Consider the following 16,624-nt stretch of genomic DNA (forward strand, 5'->3'; position numbering starts at 1 on the left):
GCTATCGGCGATGTCGGTGGTGCAGGCCTGCGAACTGTCGGTATCCGCCCGGCGGAGCCGTGAGCGAGGCGGATGCGACAGGATTGCCAAAGCCCGACAGGCGTCAGTAGCCCTTCATCGCGGCCTTAGTCCGCTCCAGCCAGGCCGCATTGTGGCTGCGCGCATGCCGCGACCAGTGCTGGGCATCGTCGATGATGCTTGCGAACAGGCTGCGGGCCTGCTCGCGATCGTCGGGTTGCGGCTGCGCTATCAGCCATTCGGCGTAGAGGCAGCGAGCGGCCGCATCGTTTCCGCATTCCACGGCGCGCTCGAATGCGGCGCGGGTGCCGGGCGCCTGGGTAACTGCCAGTGCCTGCGCGTAAAGCAGGGTCTGTTCCGGCTTGCGGCGCACATCCGGATGGCGGGCGAACAGGCCGTCCAGCGTCTCCACCGCCAGCGCGGCGTGCCCGGACTCAAGGCGGGCTCGGGCGAGGCCGGTCAGGATGTAGGGATCGTCACCCAGCGGCGAGCTGGCCGCCTGCTCGAGCAGGGTTCTGGCTTCCTCGGCCTGGCCTGCATCCAGTAGCGTCATGCCAAGACGAACCCGATTCTGCACGGTGGGCGTGCGCGCCAGCTCGGCGCGAGCGTTACGCAGGTCCTGGCCCGGGTCCATGAGCTGCTTGGCGGAGCGGATGGCCTGCCGGGCGCCGCGCGAGTGGCGGACTTCCGGGAAGTAGATCGCCAGGAAGTAGACGACGCTGCCGAGCAGCGGGAACGAGAAGAGCAGGATGAGCCAATAGAGGCTCTGGCCCGAGCGGATGGCATGCACCGCGAAGTAGATGGCCGCCAGTACGTGGAGTCCGATTCCGATATAGGGCATGTGCGCCGCCTCGTCCTTGTGGGGGCTGGAACTATAGTGGGGGAGGGGTGGGGTGCCAATGGGGTGGGGCGATCGAGCGTGACGCGTCACGTTAATAGGGTTGGATTCTGCGAGGTAGGGCGCTGCATGTCACTATGTGAGGGTGCTGCATTGATGGAGGGCAATACATGGAACGTACGCAAAAAGCACTAGCGATGGCCAATGTCGCTGGTTGGGATCGGCGCTGGTCACGTTTGGCTTGGTTCAAGGGGGCTTTTATCTGAAGGCGTATTGGGACCACTTCGGCCTGGATCCCTTTCAGTTTGTGGCAGTGAGTGAGCTTGCGCTGGCAGGTTTAGCGGGCATCGGTTTGGTGTTGTTCTTCATGCTCGTGGCCCTGCTGCTTGGCGGCTGGGTTGAGGGCAAACTGACAACGCACACGCCCAAGGCCAGTCCGTTGATATGGCTGGTCTTGACGATCTTCCTTGTGGGCACGGCCGCGTTGATGTGATGGGCGAAGGGCTGGCCGCTTCTGATAGGCACAGCTTTGATGGCCATCTGCGCAGTGATCGTGCGCGTGTCGGCGGTGTTGCCGGCCTTCTTCAAGGACTCACCATGGCTGGTCTATGTCCTAGCGATGCTTGTCTATGTATCGTTTTCTTCGAACTGGCTTGGTTCTGAGCGCACCAAGAAGATCGCTGCCGATAGCAGCGAGCACACGGTGGCTGTGACTGTTGACGGAAAGGTGCAAGGCGGCCTGATACTGGCGGGTCGCTTTGGTGATAGTTATGTGTTTTGGGACTCAGGGCAGAAGCATGCATTACGTGTGCGTGCGGACGATGTCAGCAGATTGGAGATTGCGCGTGGTTCTTTAGCGCCTGCAAAGTCAGCCCAGTAGCGATTAGGAAGATCTACCAGGGGTATGGCTCTGGATCGACCGAGACATTGAGTACCCGTTCGCGCTTGGCGTTTTTGCCCTAGATTGCCGTATGCGGTGGCCGAGCGCTCCCTTGGATGCACTCCAGTGACGACTCCCCGCTTCAGTGAACTAGTTAGTTAGCTCCCCGTGCGAACCAGTGGAATGACGATCTCCGGATGCGGTACCGTTTGTCTTAATTAAGACTGAGCTAACCGAGTAATGTCTGAAACGATAGCGTCAAACGCCCAAGGTAAGCCCATGCTGTGCGAGGTCCAACGCATCATCGAGGACTTCGATGCACTATACCCGTCACAAGACGTGGGTGCCGCCGTGGAGGCCATCGGCATCGCGACGCACGGCAAAGGCCTTTCGCAGTGGTCGGACCTTATCCACAAGCGCTTGGGCGCCTTGAGCGCTCCCGACCAGTACGGGGTGCGAGAGCATCTCCGCGACCTCACAACCGAAGTCGTATATGCGCACGCGCTATTTGATCAACCGCTCGAGCCGGTATTGAAAACTTTGGGGGCGGCTAGCTCGATCTCCGCGCCGCCCGATACTCGCAAGACCGCGGCGCCGATCGACTGGACAGCCTTGATCCAGGCCGCGCGCGTGCAGTCGTTATTGACCCAGTGGTACGCTGACAACTTGGACATGCGCTACCCGCGCGAGTTTGCGGTTGCGCGCGCCGCGCGCCGCCTAGCTGACCGCGGTTTCCCGGTGGAGCACGAGCGCACGCAACTTCGTCTTTCGCAGCAAACTAACGATCGGTTGATCGCGCGCTTGGAGGAATTGATCGGCGATCTAGGTGGACTAAGCTTGCTCCGAGAGTTGTTCCGAAAGGCCATTGCAACGTATGACGCCGACTCGGAGCGGTACATGATCGTCAGGGATACGAGGGTTGGGCGTCCGCGTGAACCAGACTTCCCTTGGGGTTACCTCATCGCCTTGAGCGCCAAGCACGTCTGCCGCCGCAACAGTCGCAGACCTGGCAACGAGGCTTGGGAAGAGCTTATCGGCCTAGCAACGGATTTTGCCGCCCTTCATGACGTCCAGGACTACACACCGCCGATCTTTGCGCAGATCCCGACCGACAAGCTCGTTGCGACGTTGACGAGGCGAGCGCTCTACGACTCAATTTACACCTTTCCGCAACTACGCTCGAGCGATGTGCTGCGCATGCTTCGGCCGTTGCTGGCCGAGATTCCCGCTGACAGAACTTACGGTCCTGGTTGGACGAAAAATGACGTATTCTCCGTCATCGAGCAGCTATACCGGGCCATAGGAGATTGCCGCGGTCCGGTCTCTCTTGACCTTCGGCACATCGCCAAGACCGTTCCGGGCGTGGCGCCTGTGCTAGCCAAGCACATCCTGTTTGACGTGCTCTCGCACCCTTCCACGGGCCCAAACTCGCAGTTCTTCCGTCCCACCGACCAGACCGTGCGCGGCGCAGATCCGCTAACTGGCCCAGGCAACAGCCTGTACCTGCGCCCATTGATCCGGCTGGATGGCAAGCGCGCTATCGTCATAGATCGATCCGTGGCCGGGCCGGGCATGGTGGAGGCAGTGCTCAGTGCCGTGCGCGGGTACGAAGGTGCCGACACGTTCCAGGGCAAGGTGATTGGCGCAGGGGCCGAGGCGCTCATTCGACTTGAGTTCGCACAGCACGGTATTGCGATTCATACCGGCGACTACGACACGCCAAAGGTCCATGGCGAGTGCGACATCGTTATCGACGAGGCTGGCAACCTGGCATTCATTGAGTCCAAGGCCAAGGCCCTCACTCGAAACGCCGCCAACGGCAATGATGTCGACGTACTGCTCTCGCTCGCCGGCAGCGTGGTTGCGGCGGTGGAGCAGTCTTTTGGGCATGAGATGCAGTTACGAAAGCACGGCGAGCTTGAGCTTTACGATAAGGAAACACGGAAGGTGAATCACACCTTGACCTGGAGAGGCCAGACCGTCGATCGCATCGCTTTGTCCCTGTACGACTTTGGTTTTTTCCAGGATCATACTGCGATCTCAAAGCTGATGTGGCCGATGTTGAATGCTCGCTACGGAGCGATCGACCCTGCAATCCAGAACACCTTCAAGGGTCAGTTTAAAAAGTTGAACGAGAAGGTGTTGCCAAAGCTCACCGGACACCTGCAGATTTGGGAAGAGCTTGGCTTTCAGGGGGAGGACCCCTTCGCATTCGGCAACTGGTTCCTGAGTGCCCCGCAGCTTTTTGGGCTGCTCGATGGGATCCAAGGGCCGGCCGAATTCTTCGAGCGACTCGGTTTTCTAAGAAACCTGACATATCAAAGCTACAACTTCCACCACCAACTCAAACATGCCTTATCTCTCAAGGCGGAGCGGGATGTTCGCGCCGACGGAGAAAGGCCTTGAGTAAGAGCGAGACCAGGCAACTTGGGAGAGCTTCCGCTTGGGGCCGGCAAAGCACACCTGGACGGAACAGGCTCGTAATTGTCGGGGGAACTTACAGGCAGGCAAGAGCCGAGCCAGAGCCGCAGCCATTGCCAAGCAGAGCCAACGGCGCAGCCAGAACGGATCGAGCAGAGTGGGGCGGTCATCAATGGGAACGCCATCGCGCGTGGGGATAGGGCGCTCGGCAGCTTCCCGGAAACGCCCTCATTCCAAAGCAGCAGCCACATGACCACGCCAGCGATCCCCACAAGGCTGTGACCCCGCCCGTACTCGCCAACCTGAAGGCTAAGGAGGTAAGCTTCGGCCCAGCTACAGGGGGAAGTCATGGTCACAAGGATTGCGGCAGCAGCGGTGCTGTGCGTGATGGCTGCGCCAGTAGGCGCTCAGCAGATTTACAAGTGCGTCACCAAGGGCCGCGTTGAGTACCAGTCGATGCCATGCGCCAATGGTGAGGCGGCGAAAACGTGGAATGTTGAGGTTGCCCCGCGCTCTGCCGAATCCGCAGCCAATGAGCGTCGCCTGGATATGATCAGGCAGCAGAATTCTGCCGCTGTCACGCCTCAACCGGCACCGCGCCCGGCTCCGGTCTACAGAAATGGCGGTGGTGGCGGCCAGCTACATCACGTTTCGCAGTACAAGGACGCCAACGCGTGCGAGGCAGCACGTGCCGAGCGTGAGCGCGTTTTCCGGGCCTATGGCACCAATCGCCCATTTGACGTTGGGCGACGCATGGACGACATGGTTTGGCGTGCATGCAAGTAACCAAAGCCGTGATTCTTTGGACTCACAGTGACAGGAGGGCCCAGGTGGCGGAAGATTTCTCGACCAGCAATCTGAACGAAGCCAAGTTCCATGCGAGCTTGATGATTCGCACGGTGGCTTTCTCGACGTCAGATTCAGTGGGGGCGTTAAGCTCGTATGTGACCGCCGCAGCCGGAGCTGCGTTTATTGCCGCCATCTCCACCGGCTCCTCAATAGCAGCCGCCCTTGGCGCAAACGTCCTTGCCGCATGGCTTTTCACGTGTGTTGTCACGATGGTGATCGGGTTCGCCGCTAAGGGAGCAGGTACTGGCGTCCAGGCTGCGAAGGCTGCGTATGAGATGGGAGCCAAGGAAACGGACCGCCTTGGCGGTTCGGCTTCCTACGACATTTCCCCCTTACCAATTGACGTTCAACGGCTGGTTCTTAAGGCCGCGCCATTCGGCGAGAGGTGGATCGCGCGGCATACGCTTGCCATGGACGGATATGAAGGCGCTCTCTCCATTGCACTCATGAGCAATCTGCAGAAGCGGCTCGTTTTCCTGCAGATATCCGTCCTGCTATTTGGCGGCGGTTACATTTCACGGATGGTGTGGTGGGTGTTCGAGCACGGAAAGATCCCCGGGGTGTAGGGGCAGCGCCCCTACGGAAGCGCCTCACACGCGCTGGCGGGACCTCGGCCCACGGCTCATGTAGACCACATTGCAGGTTTCGGCGCCGGAGCCAGGATCACCGACGCCCAACCGCCGTTCTCGGCGAATTCTGAGGACTTCGGCAAGGTAGATCACGCCGGATTTCGCCGTGGCGGATCCCGTGGGGGCCGGAGCCGATCGCGCAGCCAAGTCTGCGCGAGCCTCGGCCATCATCAGTCGCCATTCCCGCGCAATGTTGCAGATCAGGGACCACCAGGCCATATCGCAGGGTTCCAGCTGGTGACCTTCGGGAGTGAACATGTGTCCAGCTTGGAAGCCGAAACCGGCCCAAGGGCCGGTTAGGTCAGTTCGGTCATGCGGATCGATTTCGATCATGCTGCAAGCTCTTCCTTGTCGGGGGAGCCTGCAGGGAGGCAAGAGCCAAGCCAGAGCCGCAGCCATTGCCATGCGGAGCCGACAAAGCCGACCGCCGACCGATACAACATTTCGCATAATGTATATTATGTTCCAGGCAGGATCGCCACCCAAGCGACCGGAGCCTTCCCAGCCCTCAGATCCCAAAGCCTCCCCCTGGGCCATCTTGCCCACTCAGTCCCCACAGCGCTGATAGTCAAACGGAATCCGTAGGATCTTCCCATCAACTCCCGGACCGGAGATGCTCGCCTTCAGCGCAGTGCCATCACGCCGGTACTCAATGCGTTTCGGGAAGTCATTCTGCAGATTCTCGAACACCACCCAGTTCGCGCCATGTTCGGCAATGACGAACGCGGTTGGCGCCACGCCATTGGGCTGCACATGCAGGCCAGCCCCTTTGCCTGCAGGCACCAGGCGCATGTACTCGAATGACTCCATATCGCCGCGGCTCAGCGTGCGCGACATGCCAAGCAAGGCGCCGCCGGCCTCGGGCAGCCAGACCTCATCAAGCCTGCGCTCCTCGGTACCGCCACACCAATGCCCGGCCAGCCAGTCAAACTCGGCCGGTGCAGCCATGGCCGCGCCGCTTCCCAGCGCCAGGCCTGCGCCCAGCACCGTCACCTTCGACTTCAACATGTACTGACCTCCTGGATGGTTGGCTGCAGGCTAGCGGCAGGGCCACCAAGGGCGCTTGTAAAAATGCGCAGGATGGCGTCCGATGCCGCATGGACTACCGCGAGCACCCTGCCCCCGACGAACTGCGCCGTCATGTCCAGTGCCTCTGGTGGCTGCGGGACGAAGCCCCCGGCCATGACGTGCAGGTCATCTATCCCGATGGCCGCTGCGAGTTGCTGGCGGAACTGGGCGTGCCGCTGCGTCTTCATGGGGCAGATGGCCGGATCCGCTCCGATCTGCCGTTCTGCTTCGCTGCACAGCAATGCGGCCCGATTCGTCTGCAGGCTGTCGGCCCGGTGTCCTGCATCGGCGTGCGCCTGCAGCCTGCCGCGAGCGCCTTGATTGCCGGCGTCCGCCTGCCCGGGCTTCGTGACCAGGCGCCGGACCTGTACACGCTGGATGCCATCTTTGCCGAGACCTTCGGTACGGCCGCACGCACCAGTGCCGCCAGCGGTACGCCCGAGCCCCTCTGGCAGGTGCTGCGGGATCGTTGTGCCGGCTTCGCCCTGGACGAGCGCATCGAACTGGCCGTTGCGGAACTGGATGCAGCGGAAGGCACTCTGCGCATCGCCGAACTGGCACGGCGGCTTGGCATGTCCCTGCGTGGCTTGCAGTCACGTTTTCTGGCGGCGGTGGGCATGACCCCGAAGGAGTACGCTCGTGTGTGCCGCCTGCAGGCGTTGCTGCGCACACTGGATGGAGAAGCCATGACCATCGCTTCCGCCGCTGCGCGCCACGGTTACAGCGACCAGGCCCATGCCACGCATGATCTGGTGCGCTGGACCGGCGTCACGCCCGGTCGACTGGTCCACGCGCTGCGCGGCGATCGTGGCAGTAACGATGCACTGCGGCTGGCAGCGGCCTTCGTTCGTGGAAGCAGTGTCGCCCGCTCACCGTGAGCCCCTGCCCTGCGTCGACCTACAGGAACCGGTGCATCACATACACGTCAACCAACCCCAGCGCCCGATGCCGGAACGCCGCCGGTAGCGTCCCGACCACGGCAAAGCCCAGCTTCCGGTACAGCTCAACCGCTGGCGCATTGGTGCTGACCACGTAGTTGAACTGCATGGCCAGGAACCGCTCCGATCTGGCGCGATCCAGGCTGTGCGCCACCAGCGCCCGCCCGACGCCACGCCCTTGCGTCAACGGATCGACCACATAGGTGGCGCTGGCCACATGCGCCCCCAGGTCCGGGTAGTTGGCGCCCATCTTGTACATTCCGGCCACGCGCCCTTCCAGAACGGCCACAAAGGCCGCCTGCACTCCGAACCAATTGCTTCGAAAGGTTCCGGCCTCGAAGGTGCCGGCGAACGGAAGCGAATCCTCCGTCGCAATGGCCGCCTTGAAAATCGCCCACATGGCGTCGAAGTCACCGGCGGTGGCAGCTCGGATCTCCATGCGATTCCCCGCGGTTCGGCATAGTGGGCAAGGCGGACACTAGCAGAATCCAGCACGTGCCCCGCACCCGCTTCACGCGCCACCGCCATCAGTTCCGCAATAGTTGAGCAAATTCCGGCCTCTAGAGCAGTACATGTCCCCCACTCCCGCGCGCACTCCACACCGGTTCCGCCGATGGCGCGTCGCTGGCTACGTTCTACTGGGCGTGTACGTTCTCTACCTGCTGGCCGGCAACATCTTCCTCAATACCCCGCTGTTCGACCAGGTCACCAACCGCAAGCCGCACAAGTTCGTGATGACGACCGGCCCGGCCATCACGCTGCTGCCGGGCCATGTGATTGCCTGGAACGTGCACATGCGCGGCCACGTCAACCACACCGTCTACGTGCTGCATGCCGAGCGTGCCAGCGCCCGATTGGCCGTGCTGCCCCTGTTCCGCCGCGAAGTGCGGGTTCCCCGATTACAGGCCACTGGCGTGTCTGCCGAGATCAGCCGCGTCGAGGACGCCATTCCGTCGCCTCCGCGCAGCGACCAGGGCTGGACCCTGCGTTTCGACGCCATCCACAGCGACAGCATCCGCAGCGCCCGGCTCGGCCAGCTGCTGATCATCGGCAAGGGCCAGGGCACGGTCGGGTTCCTCAAGCAGCTGCGTGGGGGCCCATCGGAACTGTTCGATTCCGAGGTCTCGTTCAGCAAGGCAGACACCAGCTATGACGGCGTACAGCTGCTGGGCGACATGGATCTGACCGCGCGCTTCAGCTATCCGCGGCACTATCGCGACCAGGCGCCCGGCCTGGCCAAGCTGAAGCTGCTGCATGGGCAACTTGAGGTGGATGCGCGCAGCCAGGGCCTGCGCATGGATACCGAGGTGCAGACGCCGCGCATCTCCAGCTCGCCGGTGCCCGGCCGCCTGCAACTGGCGGTCCACCTGTTGGACGGCCAGCTGCAACCCGGTGACCACGCGCTCTGGCAGGTGCCGCTCTTCCTAGGCGATGGCGCGCCCGATCGCGGCGTGCTGGCCCTGCAGCTCAATGTGGCCAACGACCTGCGCCTGCAGGCCCGCCTGCCGCCACGCCCGGATTCAGCCGCCGGCATCGATGCCGACCTGCACATCACCGGGCGCGAGATTCCGTTCCAGCACCCTGCCCAGCTGCTGGAACGCAGCTCCGGCACCGTGCGTGGCGAATGGGCCTTCACCTCGCTCAACTGGATCCCTGCCCTGTTCGTGCGCAAACCGTGGCTGCAGCTGGACGGCGGCGGCACGCTGAAGGCCGATCTGCGCCTGCGCAATGGCGAACTGATCGAAGGCAGCACCGTGGATATTCCCTCGGCCGCAGCCGTGGCCGAAGTGGCCGGCGTGCGCCTGGCCGGTACCGCCAGCGCGCATGGCGAGCTGAAGGCCGGCACCCCTACTCAGGCACAGCTGGCGATCCGGCTGCCCCGCTTCACCGCGCACCCCAGCGATGCGAAGGATGTACGCCTGTTCGACGGGCGCGACCTGGCCGTGGACCTCACCGGCGATGGACGCCTGCAGGAACTGCGCAAGGGCGTTCGCGCACGGTTGCGTTTCAGCGAGGCAACCATCCCTGACCTGGCCGCTTACAACCGCTACCTTGGCTCTCAACAGGTGCGCCTGCTGCGTGGCACCGGCAGCCTCAGCGGCGACGCCACGCTCGACACCGATGGCCGCGTCGGCCACGGCACCGCGCGCCTGCAGGGGCGCAACGCCAGCGCGAAGGTTGCAGGCCTGGACATGGGCGGCGATGTCGACGTGAACGCGACGCTTCGCCGCGGGGACTTCAACCAGCGCCACTTCGATCTGTCCGGCACCACCGTGGAACTGCGCAACGTGCAGGTGGCCGGCGCCGATTCCAGCAGCGCGTGGAAAGGCCGTGCTGTGTTCAAGCGAGGCCGCATCGACGCGCAGTCCCCGTTCCAGGTGGACGCCACCACCGATCTGACCTTGAGCGATGCACGCCCCTTGCTGGCGGTGTTCGCCAAACGCACCGACTACCCACGCTGGACGCTGTCGCTGCTCGACTCCGGCCAGGTCGATGCACAGGCCACGCTGCGCTGGCGCCCGGGTCATCTGCTGATCGACGGCCTGCGGGCCGAGAATGATCGCCTGTCGGTACGTGCGCGGCTGGATCTTCTGGAGCAGCGCAAGCGTGGCGATCTCTACCTGCGCTGGGGGCTGCTGGGCGCCGGCATCGAGCTTGATGGCGAACAGCGCCAGTGGCATCTGGCCAAGGCGCGCGAATGGTTCGATCAGCGCCCTTCGCTGTTGCCGGCTGGGCAAAGTGGAAGCGCCGCGGGCTCTTCAGACTGATCGCCGCGGGGCTGCATCCATCTGCCGCCTCCGTTCGTATGAGCGGGTAAACGCAGGATGGAGCGGCACGGAATGAAGCGGCGTTCACAGGTTGTGGGTCTTCTGGGATGGGGCGTGGTCACGTTTGCGGCGGCGGCAGTCGGCGCCTGGGCATCGACCTCCGCAGCCAGCTTCTACGCCACCCTCGTCCTGCCTGCCTGGGCACCGCCTGCCAGCGTGTTTGGCCCGGTGTGGAGCCTGCTCTACGCGATGATGGCCCTTGCGGCGTGGCTGGTCTGGCGTGAACGTGGCTGGCGCAACGCACAACCGGCGCTGACGCTCTATCTGCTGCAGTTGGCCGTCAATGCGCTATGGAGCTGGCTGTTCTTCGGCTGGAAGCTGGGTGCGCTGGCTTTCGTCGACATCCTGGTGCTGATCACGCTGGTGTGCGCAACGATCGTTGCATTCGCCCGCATCCACCGCGGCGCGGCGGTGATGCTGCTGCCTTACCTGGTCTGGATATCGTTCGCCTCGGCGCTGAACTTCGCGGTGTGGCGGGCCAATCCCGGATTGCTGTGAGCCGGGATCAGGACTCTCAGGCCTGTGCGACGCGCTGCGGCTGCCATGCACGCAGCAACGCTGGCTTGAACGCCTGCTGGCCACAACCCGTGGGGCATCGCACCACGCGCGCGGCAGTGTGGCTGACCAGCCCTTGCCCTTCCTCGGCCTTGAACACCGTTTCGCAGCTCATGCACCGCGCAACCAGCGAGTACAGGTGGAGCAGGCGCCCACTGGCCGGATCCTGCAGGGCATCCACATCCAGCAGTTCAAACTGGCAGCTGTCGGCAAGCACGCGGTATGGCGTTGAAGGCAAGGTCTGCAGGTTCACGGGGCGTGGTCACTCAGGAATGTGCGTTCACCGTAGGCAAGTCGGTGTCGAGTGCGCGTGCAGCGCACATGTACCTTTCGCGAAACATGCAAGTGCTGTTGGAATGTTCGTATGAAGAATTCAGGTTTGAATGAAACGTTCTTCACACGCACGTACCGGTATGCGAATGCACGATTTTGCGTCACCATCCGTGCATGCCGGATGCAACGCTGGGCCATTCCAGCCATCCACGAATCATGAGTCCCGCCTTTGATGCCTTCTGCCGAGTCCACGCACGACACTGCCTTGTCCAGTTGCGCGCGCGAACCGATCCACACCCCCGGCGCGATCCAGCCCTACGGCGTGCTTCTGGTCGTTGAACCGCAGTCCCTGCGGGTGCGCGAGCGCGCCGTCAGTCATCCCGGGCTGCTGCAGCAGTTCGGCGAACCGTTGATGCAGCATGTCAGCGAGGTACTGGGCGGCGTACTGGCGCCCTTCCAGGCGCTGTTCCAGCAGGCCACGGTCGGCAGCAGCGCCCATGTCGGCGCCGTGCACCTGGATGGCCACGGCCGCCATCAATTGCTGCTGCACCGCTCTGCCACGGATCTGCTGGTCGAGTTGGAGGCACCGGTTCCCGGCCAGCCGGGTTCGCTTGAAGAACTGTATCCGTCGATCCGCGAACTGATGACCGGCATCGAATCGGCCAGCACCGTGGAAGATCTGTGCCAGCTGGCGGCCGCGCACATGCGCCGGCTGACCGGCTTCGATCGCACCCTGGTCTACCAGTTCGATGCCGGCTGGAACGGTATCGTGGTCGCCGAGGATGGCAACGGCCTGTTGCCGTCCTACCTGGACCTGCGCTTTCCCGAATCGGACATCCCGGCCCAGGCCCGCGAGCTGTACCGGCGCAACCGGGTACGCCTGATCGCGGACAACAACTACACCCCTGCCCCACTGATGCGCAGCGAGGAGTATCGCGATGCACCGGCCACCGACCTGAGCCTGGCCGTGCTGCGCAGCGTTTCGCCGGTGCACCTGCAGTACATGCGCAACATGGGCACCGGCGCGTCGATGTCGGTCTCGCTGGTGCATGAGGGCCAGCTGTGGGGCCTGGTGTCCTGCCACACGGTGCAGCCGCGCCGCCTGCCCTACCACGTGCGCACCGCCTGTGAGTTCATGGGCCAGATCCTGTCGCTGCAGATCGCGCTGAAGGAGCGTGCACGCGCCATCGAAGAGCGCGTGGCGCGCCGCTCGGTGCTGGTCAAGCTGCTTGCACGCATGGCCGGCGACGAGGATTTCATGGCTGCGCTGCGCCACGATGAAGCCAGCCTGCTGTCGCTGACCGGCGCGGCAGGCGCCGCCATCGTGCACAAGGGCGACTGCATGCGTGTGGGCCAGTGCCCGCCCGCAACCGACGTGTTGGCCCTGGCCGATTGGCTGGCCGCACAGCAGGCTGGGCAGGAAACGTACTGCAGTGACCATCTGGCAGCCGACTGGGCGCCCGGTGCGCGCCTGTCCGACGTGGCCAGCGGCGTACTGGCGGTGTCCATCTCGCAGCTGCACGACAGCTACCTGATGTGGTTCCGACCGGAGGTGGTGCGTACCGTGCGCTGGGGCGGCGATCCACGCAAGACCGAAGCACCCGACGTGGCACTTTCGCCGCGCAGCTCCTTCGAGGCCTGGAAGGAAATCGTCCAGCAGCGCAGCCTTCCGTGGAACGACGCCGACCGCGATGCCGCCCTCGAGATGCGCACCGCCATCGTCGACATCGTGCTGCGCAAGGCCGAGGAAATGGCCGAGCTCAACGAGCAGCTGGTCCGCAGCAACAAGGAACTCGAAGCGTTTTCCTATTCGGTCAGCCACGACCTGCGCGCGCCCTTCCGCCACATTGTCGGTTACTCGGAGCTGCTGGGCAGCTCGGCCGGCGAACGCCTCAACGACACCGAGCGCCGCTTCCTGGATACGATCGTGGAGTCGGCCAAATCTGCCGGAACGCTGGTGGATGACCTGCTCAGCTTCTCGCAGATGGGCCGTTCCACGCTCGGCCGGGTGCGACTGGACATGGCCGCACTGGCCGAAGATGTCCGCAGGAGCCTGGCCTTGGACTACAGCGGCCGCGACGTACAGTGGAGTCTGGCACCGCTGCCGGAGGTCGAGGCCGACCCGACGATGCTGCGCCTGGTCTGGCAGAACCTGCTGGCCAACGCGATCAAGTTCACCCGCGAGCGCGACCAGGCAGTGATAGAGATCGGTCACGAGCGCAACGTCGACGAAGACCATTTCTTCGTACGCGACAACGGCTGCGGCTTCGACATGCGCTATGTCGACAAGCTGTTCGGCGTATTCCAGCGCCTGCATCACGTCGAAGAATTCGAAGGCACCGGCATCGGCCTGGCCAATGTACGCCGCATCATCGGCCGCCATGGCGGCCGTACCTGGGCCGAGGGCGAGCCCGGCAAGGGCGCCACGATTCATTTCACCCTACCCCGTTCCACAGGAGATCACCCATGAGGGACCTGCGGCCGATCCTCTTGGTAGAGGACAGCCCCAAGGATGCAGAGCTGACGCTGGCGGCGCTGTCGCGTTGCCAGTTGCTGAACGATGTCATCCATGTACGTGACGGCGCCGAAGCGCTGGATTACCTGCGCTGCGAAGGCAAATTCGCCGGCACCAACCACGGCGGCCCGGTGGTGGTGCTGCTTGACCTGAAGCTGCCCAAGGTGAACGGCCTGGAGGTGCTGGAGCAGGTCCGTGGCGATTCGAACCTGAGCAGCACGCCGGTGGTGATGCTGACCTCCTCCCGCGAAGAGCAGGATCTGGTGCGCAGTTACGAACTGGGCGTCAACGCATTCGTGGTCAAGCCGGTGGACTTCAAGGAGTTCTTCGACGCCATCCAGGGCCTGGGCATGTTCTGGGGCATCACCAACCAGCCACCGCCGCATCGCCCCAACGGCTCGGGGCAGCACAATGCGTGATGGATCGCGCCGCAGCGAGCGCCTGCGCATCCTCATGCTTGAGGACAGTGCGCTTGATGCGGAGTTGATCAGCGCACAACTGCAGCGGGCTGGCCTCGACTTCGAGGCCGAGCGCCTGTGGACCCGCAATGCCTTCATCGAGGCGATCGAGAATCGCGCCTTCGATGTCATCCTGGCCGATCACGTGCTGCCCGGATTCGACGGCGACGCTGCCCTTGCGTTGGCGCGCGAGCGGATCCCGCAGACGCCCTTCATCTTCGTCTCCGGTACGCTCACCGAGGAGCTGGCGGTACAGGCGCTGACCCGCGGCGCACGCGATTACGTGGTCAAGCAGCGCCTGCAGCGCCTGCCGGATGCGATCCGCCGCGCCCGCCAGGAGGCGCACGAGCGCACCCAGCTGGCCCACGCGCAGGCCGCACTGAATGACAGCCAGGCCCAGCTGCAGCAGGTGACCGATGCTGTACCGGCATTGATCGCCCAGCTCGACAAGGAGCATCGCTACCGCTTCGCCAACAAGGCCTTCCTAGACTGGCATGGCGTCAGCCTGGCCGAACTGCTGGGCCGTTCGGCGCGCGATGTCAGCGGCATTTCCGCCTTCGAACATGCCCTGCCCAGCATCGAACGGGTGCTGCAGGGTGAGCGCACCCGCTTCCAGGTGGAACTGGCCCACCGCAGCGGCGAGTCACGCTTCGTGCAGATGGACTGCGTGCCGGAGCGAGGCGCCGACGGAGCCGTGGTCGGCTACATCTGCCTGGGCAGCGACGTCTCCGGGCTGAAGCAGGCCGAGCTCGCCCTGCGCGAAGACAACCAGCTGCTCGAACGGCAGGTCCAGGCGCGCACCGCCGAACTGCGGGCGAGCAAACGACGGTTGCAGGCCATCTTCGAATCCAGCTTCCAGCATCAGGTGCTGCTGGACCTGGAGGGCTGCGTGGTCGATGCCAATGTTGCATCGTTGGCTGCCGTACTGGCTGACAAGCACGGCGTGGTAGGGCAGCGCTATGGGCAATCGTTGTGGTTCAGCACCAGCGGCGACGTTGGCACCCTGGTGGACCTGGCCGTTGCCGATGCCGCGAAGGGGCAAAGCTCGCTGCATGCACTGGAGCTGGAGCTGCCCACCGGCCGCCGCAGCTACGATTTTTCGTTCCGTCCGCTATTGGATGCCGAAGGCGCAGTGACGGCGGTGGTGTCGGAGGCAGTGGAAACCACGGCCCGGCTGCAGGCCGAGCATGCACTGCGCCAGTCACAGAAGATCGAAGCGGTGGGCCAGCTCACCGGCGGCATCGCCCACGATTTCAACAACATCCTGACCGTGATTTCCGGCAACGTTGAACACGCCATGCTGCTCAGCGAGCGCGCCGGCGAGCCGGGCGCCATGGTCAGCCGTGCGCTGGACAACGCCCTCAAGGGTGTGGGCCGTGCCGCCAGCCTGACCCAGCGCCTGCTGGCATTTGCCCGGCGCCAACCGTTGCACAGCCAGGCCGCCAATCTCAACGACCGGCTGCTGGACATGCATGACATGCTGCAGCGTGCACTGGGCGAGCTGGTGCAGCTGGAAATCCGCGCCGCCGAGGACATCTGGTGCGTCGAGATCGACGTCAGCCAGTTGGAGGCCTCGGTGCTCAACCTGGCCGTCAACGCCCGCGATGCCATGCCCCACGGCGGCCGGCTGGTGATCGAAGTCGACAACAGCCATCTCGACCACGACTACGCTGCCTTGTTCCCCGACGCTGCGCCTGGCGAATACGTGATGCTGCGGGTCCGCGACAACGGCCAGGGCATGGACGCGGCCACCCTCGCGCGCGTGTTCGAGCCGTTCTTCACCACCAAGCAGGTTGGCCGCGGCACCGGCCTGGGCCTGTCGATGGTGCATGGCTTCGTCAAGCAGTCCGGCGGCCATGTGCTGATCGACTCAGTGGAAGGCGGCGGCACCAGCATCACCATGATGTTCCCGCGTTCGACGCTGGCCCTGCCCTGCGAGACCAGCGCACCACAGACCGGCCTGGCCGGTTACTCGCCACGCGAGGAAACCATCCTGGTGGCCGAGGACAATGATGACGTGCGTGCGCACACCGTTGATGCCCTGCGCCTGCTGGGCTATCGCGTGCTGGAAGCACACGACGGCCCCTCCGCGCTGCGCCTGCTGGAACGCCCCGACACCAGGGTGGACCTGCTGTTCTCGGACGTGGTGATGCCCGGCATGTCGGGCTGGGAGCTGGTGCGCGAAGTGCGGGAACGCTGGCCGGAAGTCGCCGTGCTGTTCACTTCGGGCTATCCACGCGACCACGACGCAGTCGGCAGCCAAGGCCGGGCAGCCGCCCTGCTGCCCAAGCCGTTCACCCGCAGCGACCTGGCCCAGGCGGTACGTGCCGCGCTGGAGGCTGCCACGCACTGAG

The 16,624-nt window shown here is 64.1% G+C and carries 16 protein-coding genes; 11 read left to right on the forward strand and 5 right to left on the reverse strand.

Annotated features, from left to right (window positions below; genetic code table 11):
* Positions 1–103: 103 nt before the first annotated feature.
* Positions 104–859 carry a tetratricopeptide repeat protein gene (locus V3B25_RS03530; RefSeq protein WP_279911762.1) on the reverse strand — a complete coding sequence of 252 codons (756 nt, stop codon included), beginning with the start codon at positions 857–859 and terminating at the stop codon, positions 104–106.
* Between the two features lie 211 nt (positions 860–1,070).
* On the opposite strand from V3B25_RS03530, the gene V3B25_RS03535 reads away from it, so the two are divergent.
* The 5 genes from V3B25_RS03535 to V3B25_RS03555 all read left to right on the forward strand — a co-directional run bounded on the left by V3B25_RS03535 (position 1,071) and on the right by V3B25_RS03555 (position 5,572).
* Entirely contained in the window at positions 1,071–1,349 is a 279-nt protein-coding gene (locus V3B25_RS03535) for a hypothetical protein (RefSeq protein WP_223224611.1), read from the forward strand.
* A 39-nt stretch (positions 1,350–1,388) separates the two neighbouring features.
* Positions 1,389–1,736 carry a hypothetical protein gene (locus V3B25_RS03540; RefSeq protein WP_329810089.1) on the forward strand — a complete coding sequence of 116 codons (348 nt, stop codon included), beginning with the start codon at positions 1,389–1,391 and terminating at the stop codon, positions 1,734–1,736.
* 279 nt (positions 1,737–2,015) lie between these two features.
* Positions 2,016–4,142 (forward strand): hypothetical protein, encoded by a 2,127-nt coding sequence (locus V3B25_RS03545; RefSeq protein WP_279911760.1) that lies wholly within the window; start codon positions 2,016–2,018, stop codon positions 4,140–4,142.
* Between the two features lie 363 nt (positions 4,143–4,505).
* Positions 4,506–4,943, forward strand: coding sequence for a DUF4124 domain-containing protein (locus V3B25_RS03550; protein ID WP_080356585.1), 438 nt, complete (start codon positions 4,506–4,508; stop codon positions 4,941–4,943).
* Positions 4,934–5,572 carry a hypothetical protein gene (locus tag V3B25_RS03555; protein WP_329810091.1) on the forward strand — a complete coding sequence of 213 codons (639 nt, stop codon included), beginning with the start codon at positions 4,934–4,936 and terminating at the stop codon, positions 5,570–5,572. Before V3B25_RS03550 ends, V3B25_RS03555 begins: the two co-directional genes overlap by 10 nt.
* A 24-nt stretch (positions 5,573–5,596) precedes the next feature.
* On the opposite strand, the gene V3B25_RS03560 is transcribed toward V3B25_RS03555, so the two are convergent.
* Positions 5,597–5,968: a DUF3653 domain-containing protein gene (locus V3B25_RS03560; protein ID WP_049463370.1), complete on the reverse strand. Its 372-nt coding sequence runs from the start codon at positions 5,966–5,968 to the stop codon at positions 5,597–5,599.
* Between the two features lie 213 nt (positions 5,969–6,181).
* Positions 6,182–6,643 (reverse strand): DUF6265 family protein, encoded by a 462-nt coding sequence (locus V3B25_RS03565; protein ID WP_329810092.1) that lies wholly within the window; start codon positions 6,641–6,643, stop codon positions 6,182–6,184.
* 89 nt (positions 6,644–6,732) lie between these two features.
* On the opposite strand from V3B25_RS03565, the gene V3B25_RS03570 reads away from it, so the two are divergent.
* Positions 6,733–7,581: an AraC family transcriptional regulator gene (locus V3B25_RS03570; protein WP_329810093.1), complete on the forward strand. Its 849-nt coding sequence runs from the start codon at positions 6,733–6,735 to the stop codon at positions 7,579–7,581.
* Positions 7,582–7,600: 19 nt separating this feature from the next.
* Here the strand turns inward: V3B25_RS03570 and V3B25_RS03575 are convergent, their stop codons facing one another.
* The gene (locus V3B25_RS03575) at positions 7,601–8,080 is read right to left on the reverse strand and encodes a GNAT family N-acetyltransferase (RefSeq protein WP_329810095.1); all 480 of its coding nucleotides are present in this window, start codon (positions 8,078–8,080) and stop codon (positions 7,601–7,603) included.
* Between the two features lie 133 nt (positions 8,081–8,213).
* On the opposite strand from V3B25_RS03575, the gene V3B25_RS03580 reads away from it, so the two are divergent.
* A complete protein-coding gene (locus V3B25_RS03580; protein ID WP_049422008.1) occupies positions 8,214–10,409 on the forward strand; it encodes a hypothetical protein in 2,196 nt (731 codons plus the stop codon).
* A gap of 72 nt (positions 10,410–10,481) precedes the next feature.
* Positions 10,482–10,967 carry a TspO/MBR family protein gene (locus tag V3B25_RS03585; protein WP_329810096.1) on the forward strand — a complete coding sequence of 162 codons (486 nt, stop codon included), beginning with the start codon at positions 10,482–10,484 and terminating at the stop codon, positions 10,965–10,967.
* A 16-nt stretch (positions 10,968–10,983) separates the two neighbouring features.
* On the opposite strand, the gene V3B25_RS03590 is transcribed toward V3B25_RS03585, so the two are convergent.
* Positions 10,984–11,277 carry a hypothetical protein gene (locus V3B25_RS03590; protein WP_071227401.1) on the reverse strand — a complete coding sequence of 98 codons (294 nt, stop codon included), beginning with the start codon at positions 11,275–11,277 and terminating at the stop codon, positions 10,984–10,986.
* Positions 11,278–11,529: 252 nt separating this feature from the next.
* On the opposite strand from V3B25_RS03590, the gene V3B25_RS03595 reads away from it, so the two are divergent.
* Genes V3B25_RS03595 through V3B25_RS03605 form a run of 3 tightly spaced genes read left to right on the forward strand, consistent with a single transcriptional unit; the run spans position 11,530 to position 16,623 of the window.
* Positions 11,530–13,767: an ATP-binding protein gene (locus V3B25_RS03595; RefSeq protein ID WP_329810098.1), complete on the forward strand. Its 2,238-nt coding sequence runs from the start codon at positions 11,530–11,532 to the stop codon at positions 13,765–13,767.
* Positions 13,764–14,231: a response regulator gene (locus V3B25_RS03600; protein WP_049422003.1), complete on the forward strand. Its 468-nt coding sequence runs from the start codon at positions 13,764–13,766 to the stop codon at positions 14,229–14,231. Before V3B25_RS03595 ends, V3B25_RS03600 begins: the two co-directional genes overlap by 4 nt.
* On the forward strand, positions 14,224–16,623 hold the full coding sequence (locus tag V3B25_RS03605) for a response regulator (protein WP_329810100.1): 2,400 nt from the start codon (positions 14,224–14,226) through the stop codon (positions 16,621–16,623). The genes V3B25_RS03600 and V3B25_RS03605 overlap by 8 nt, the downstream gene beginning before the upstream one ends.
* The last annotated feature ends 1 nt before the right edge of the window (position 16,624 follow it).

Origin of the sequence: Stenotrophomonas sp. SMYL8, assembly GCF_036320065.1 — a bacterium.
Classification (GTDB): domain Bacteria; phylum Pseudomonadota; class Gammaproteobacteria; order Xanthomonadales; family Xanthomonadaceae; genus Stenotrophomonas; species Stenotrophomonas maltophilia_A.

Coding starts and splice junctions, on each gene's coding strand:
- V3B25_RS03570 (WP_329810093.1), top strand. CDS start 6,733: ATGGACTACCGCGAGCACCCTGCCCCCGACGAACTGCGCCGTCATGTC.
- V3B25_RS03600 (WP_049422003.1), top strand. CDS start 13,764: ATGAGGGACCTGCGGCCGATCCTCTTGGTAGAGGACAGCCCCAAGGAT.
- V3B25_RS03585 (WP_329810096.1), top strand. CDS start 10,482: ATGAAGCGGCGTTCACAGGTTGTGGGTCTTCTGGGATGGGGCGTGGTC.
- V3B25_RS03575 (WP_329810095.1), bottom strand. CDS start 8,080: ATGGAGATCCGAGCTGCCACCGCCGGTGACTTCGACGCCATGTGGGCG.
- V3B25_RS03605 (WP_329810100.1), top strand. CDS start 14,224: ATGCGTGATGGATCGCGCCGCAGCGAGCGCCTGCGCATCCTCATGCTT.
- V3B25_RS03565 (WP_329810092.1), bottom strand. CDS start 6,643: ATGTTGAAGTCGAAGGTGACGGTGCTGGGCGCAGGCCTGGCGCTGGGA.
- V3B25_RS03540 (WP_329810089.1), top strand. CDS start 1,389: ATGGCCATCTGCGCAGTGATCGTGCGCGTGTCGGCGGTGTTGCCGGCC.
- V3B25_RS03530 (WP_279911762.1), bottom strand. CDS start 859: ATGCCCTATATCGGAATCGGACTCCACGTACTGGCGGCCATCTACTTC.
- V3B25_RS03560 (WP_049463370.1), bottom strand. CDS start 5,968: ATGATCGAAATCGATCCGCATGACCGAACTGACCTAACCGGCCCTTGG.
- V3B25_RS03550 (WP_080356585.1), top strand. CDS start 4,506: ATGGTCACAAGGATTGCGGCAGCAGCGGTGCTGTGCGTGATGGCTGCG.
- V3B25_RS03545 (WP_279911760.1), top strand. CDS start 2,016: ATGCTGTGCGAGGTCCAACGCATCATCGAGGACTTCGATGCACTATAC.
- V3B25_RS03580 (WP_049422008.1), top strand. CDS start 8,214: ATGTCCCCCACTCCCGCGCGCACTCCACACCGGTTCCGCCGATGGCGC.
- V3B25_RS03555 (WP_329810091.1), top strand. CDS start 4,934: ATGCAAGTAACCAAAGCCGTGATTCTTTGGACTCACAGTGACAGGAGG.
- V3B25_RS03595 (WP_329810098.1), top strand. CDS start 11,530: ATGCCTTCTGCCGAGTCCACGCACGACACTGCCTTGTCCAGTTGCGCG.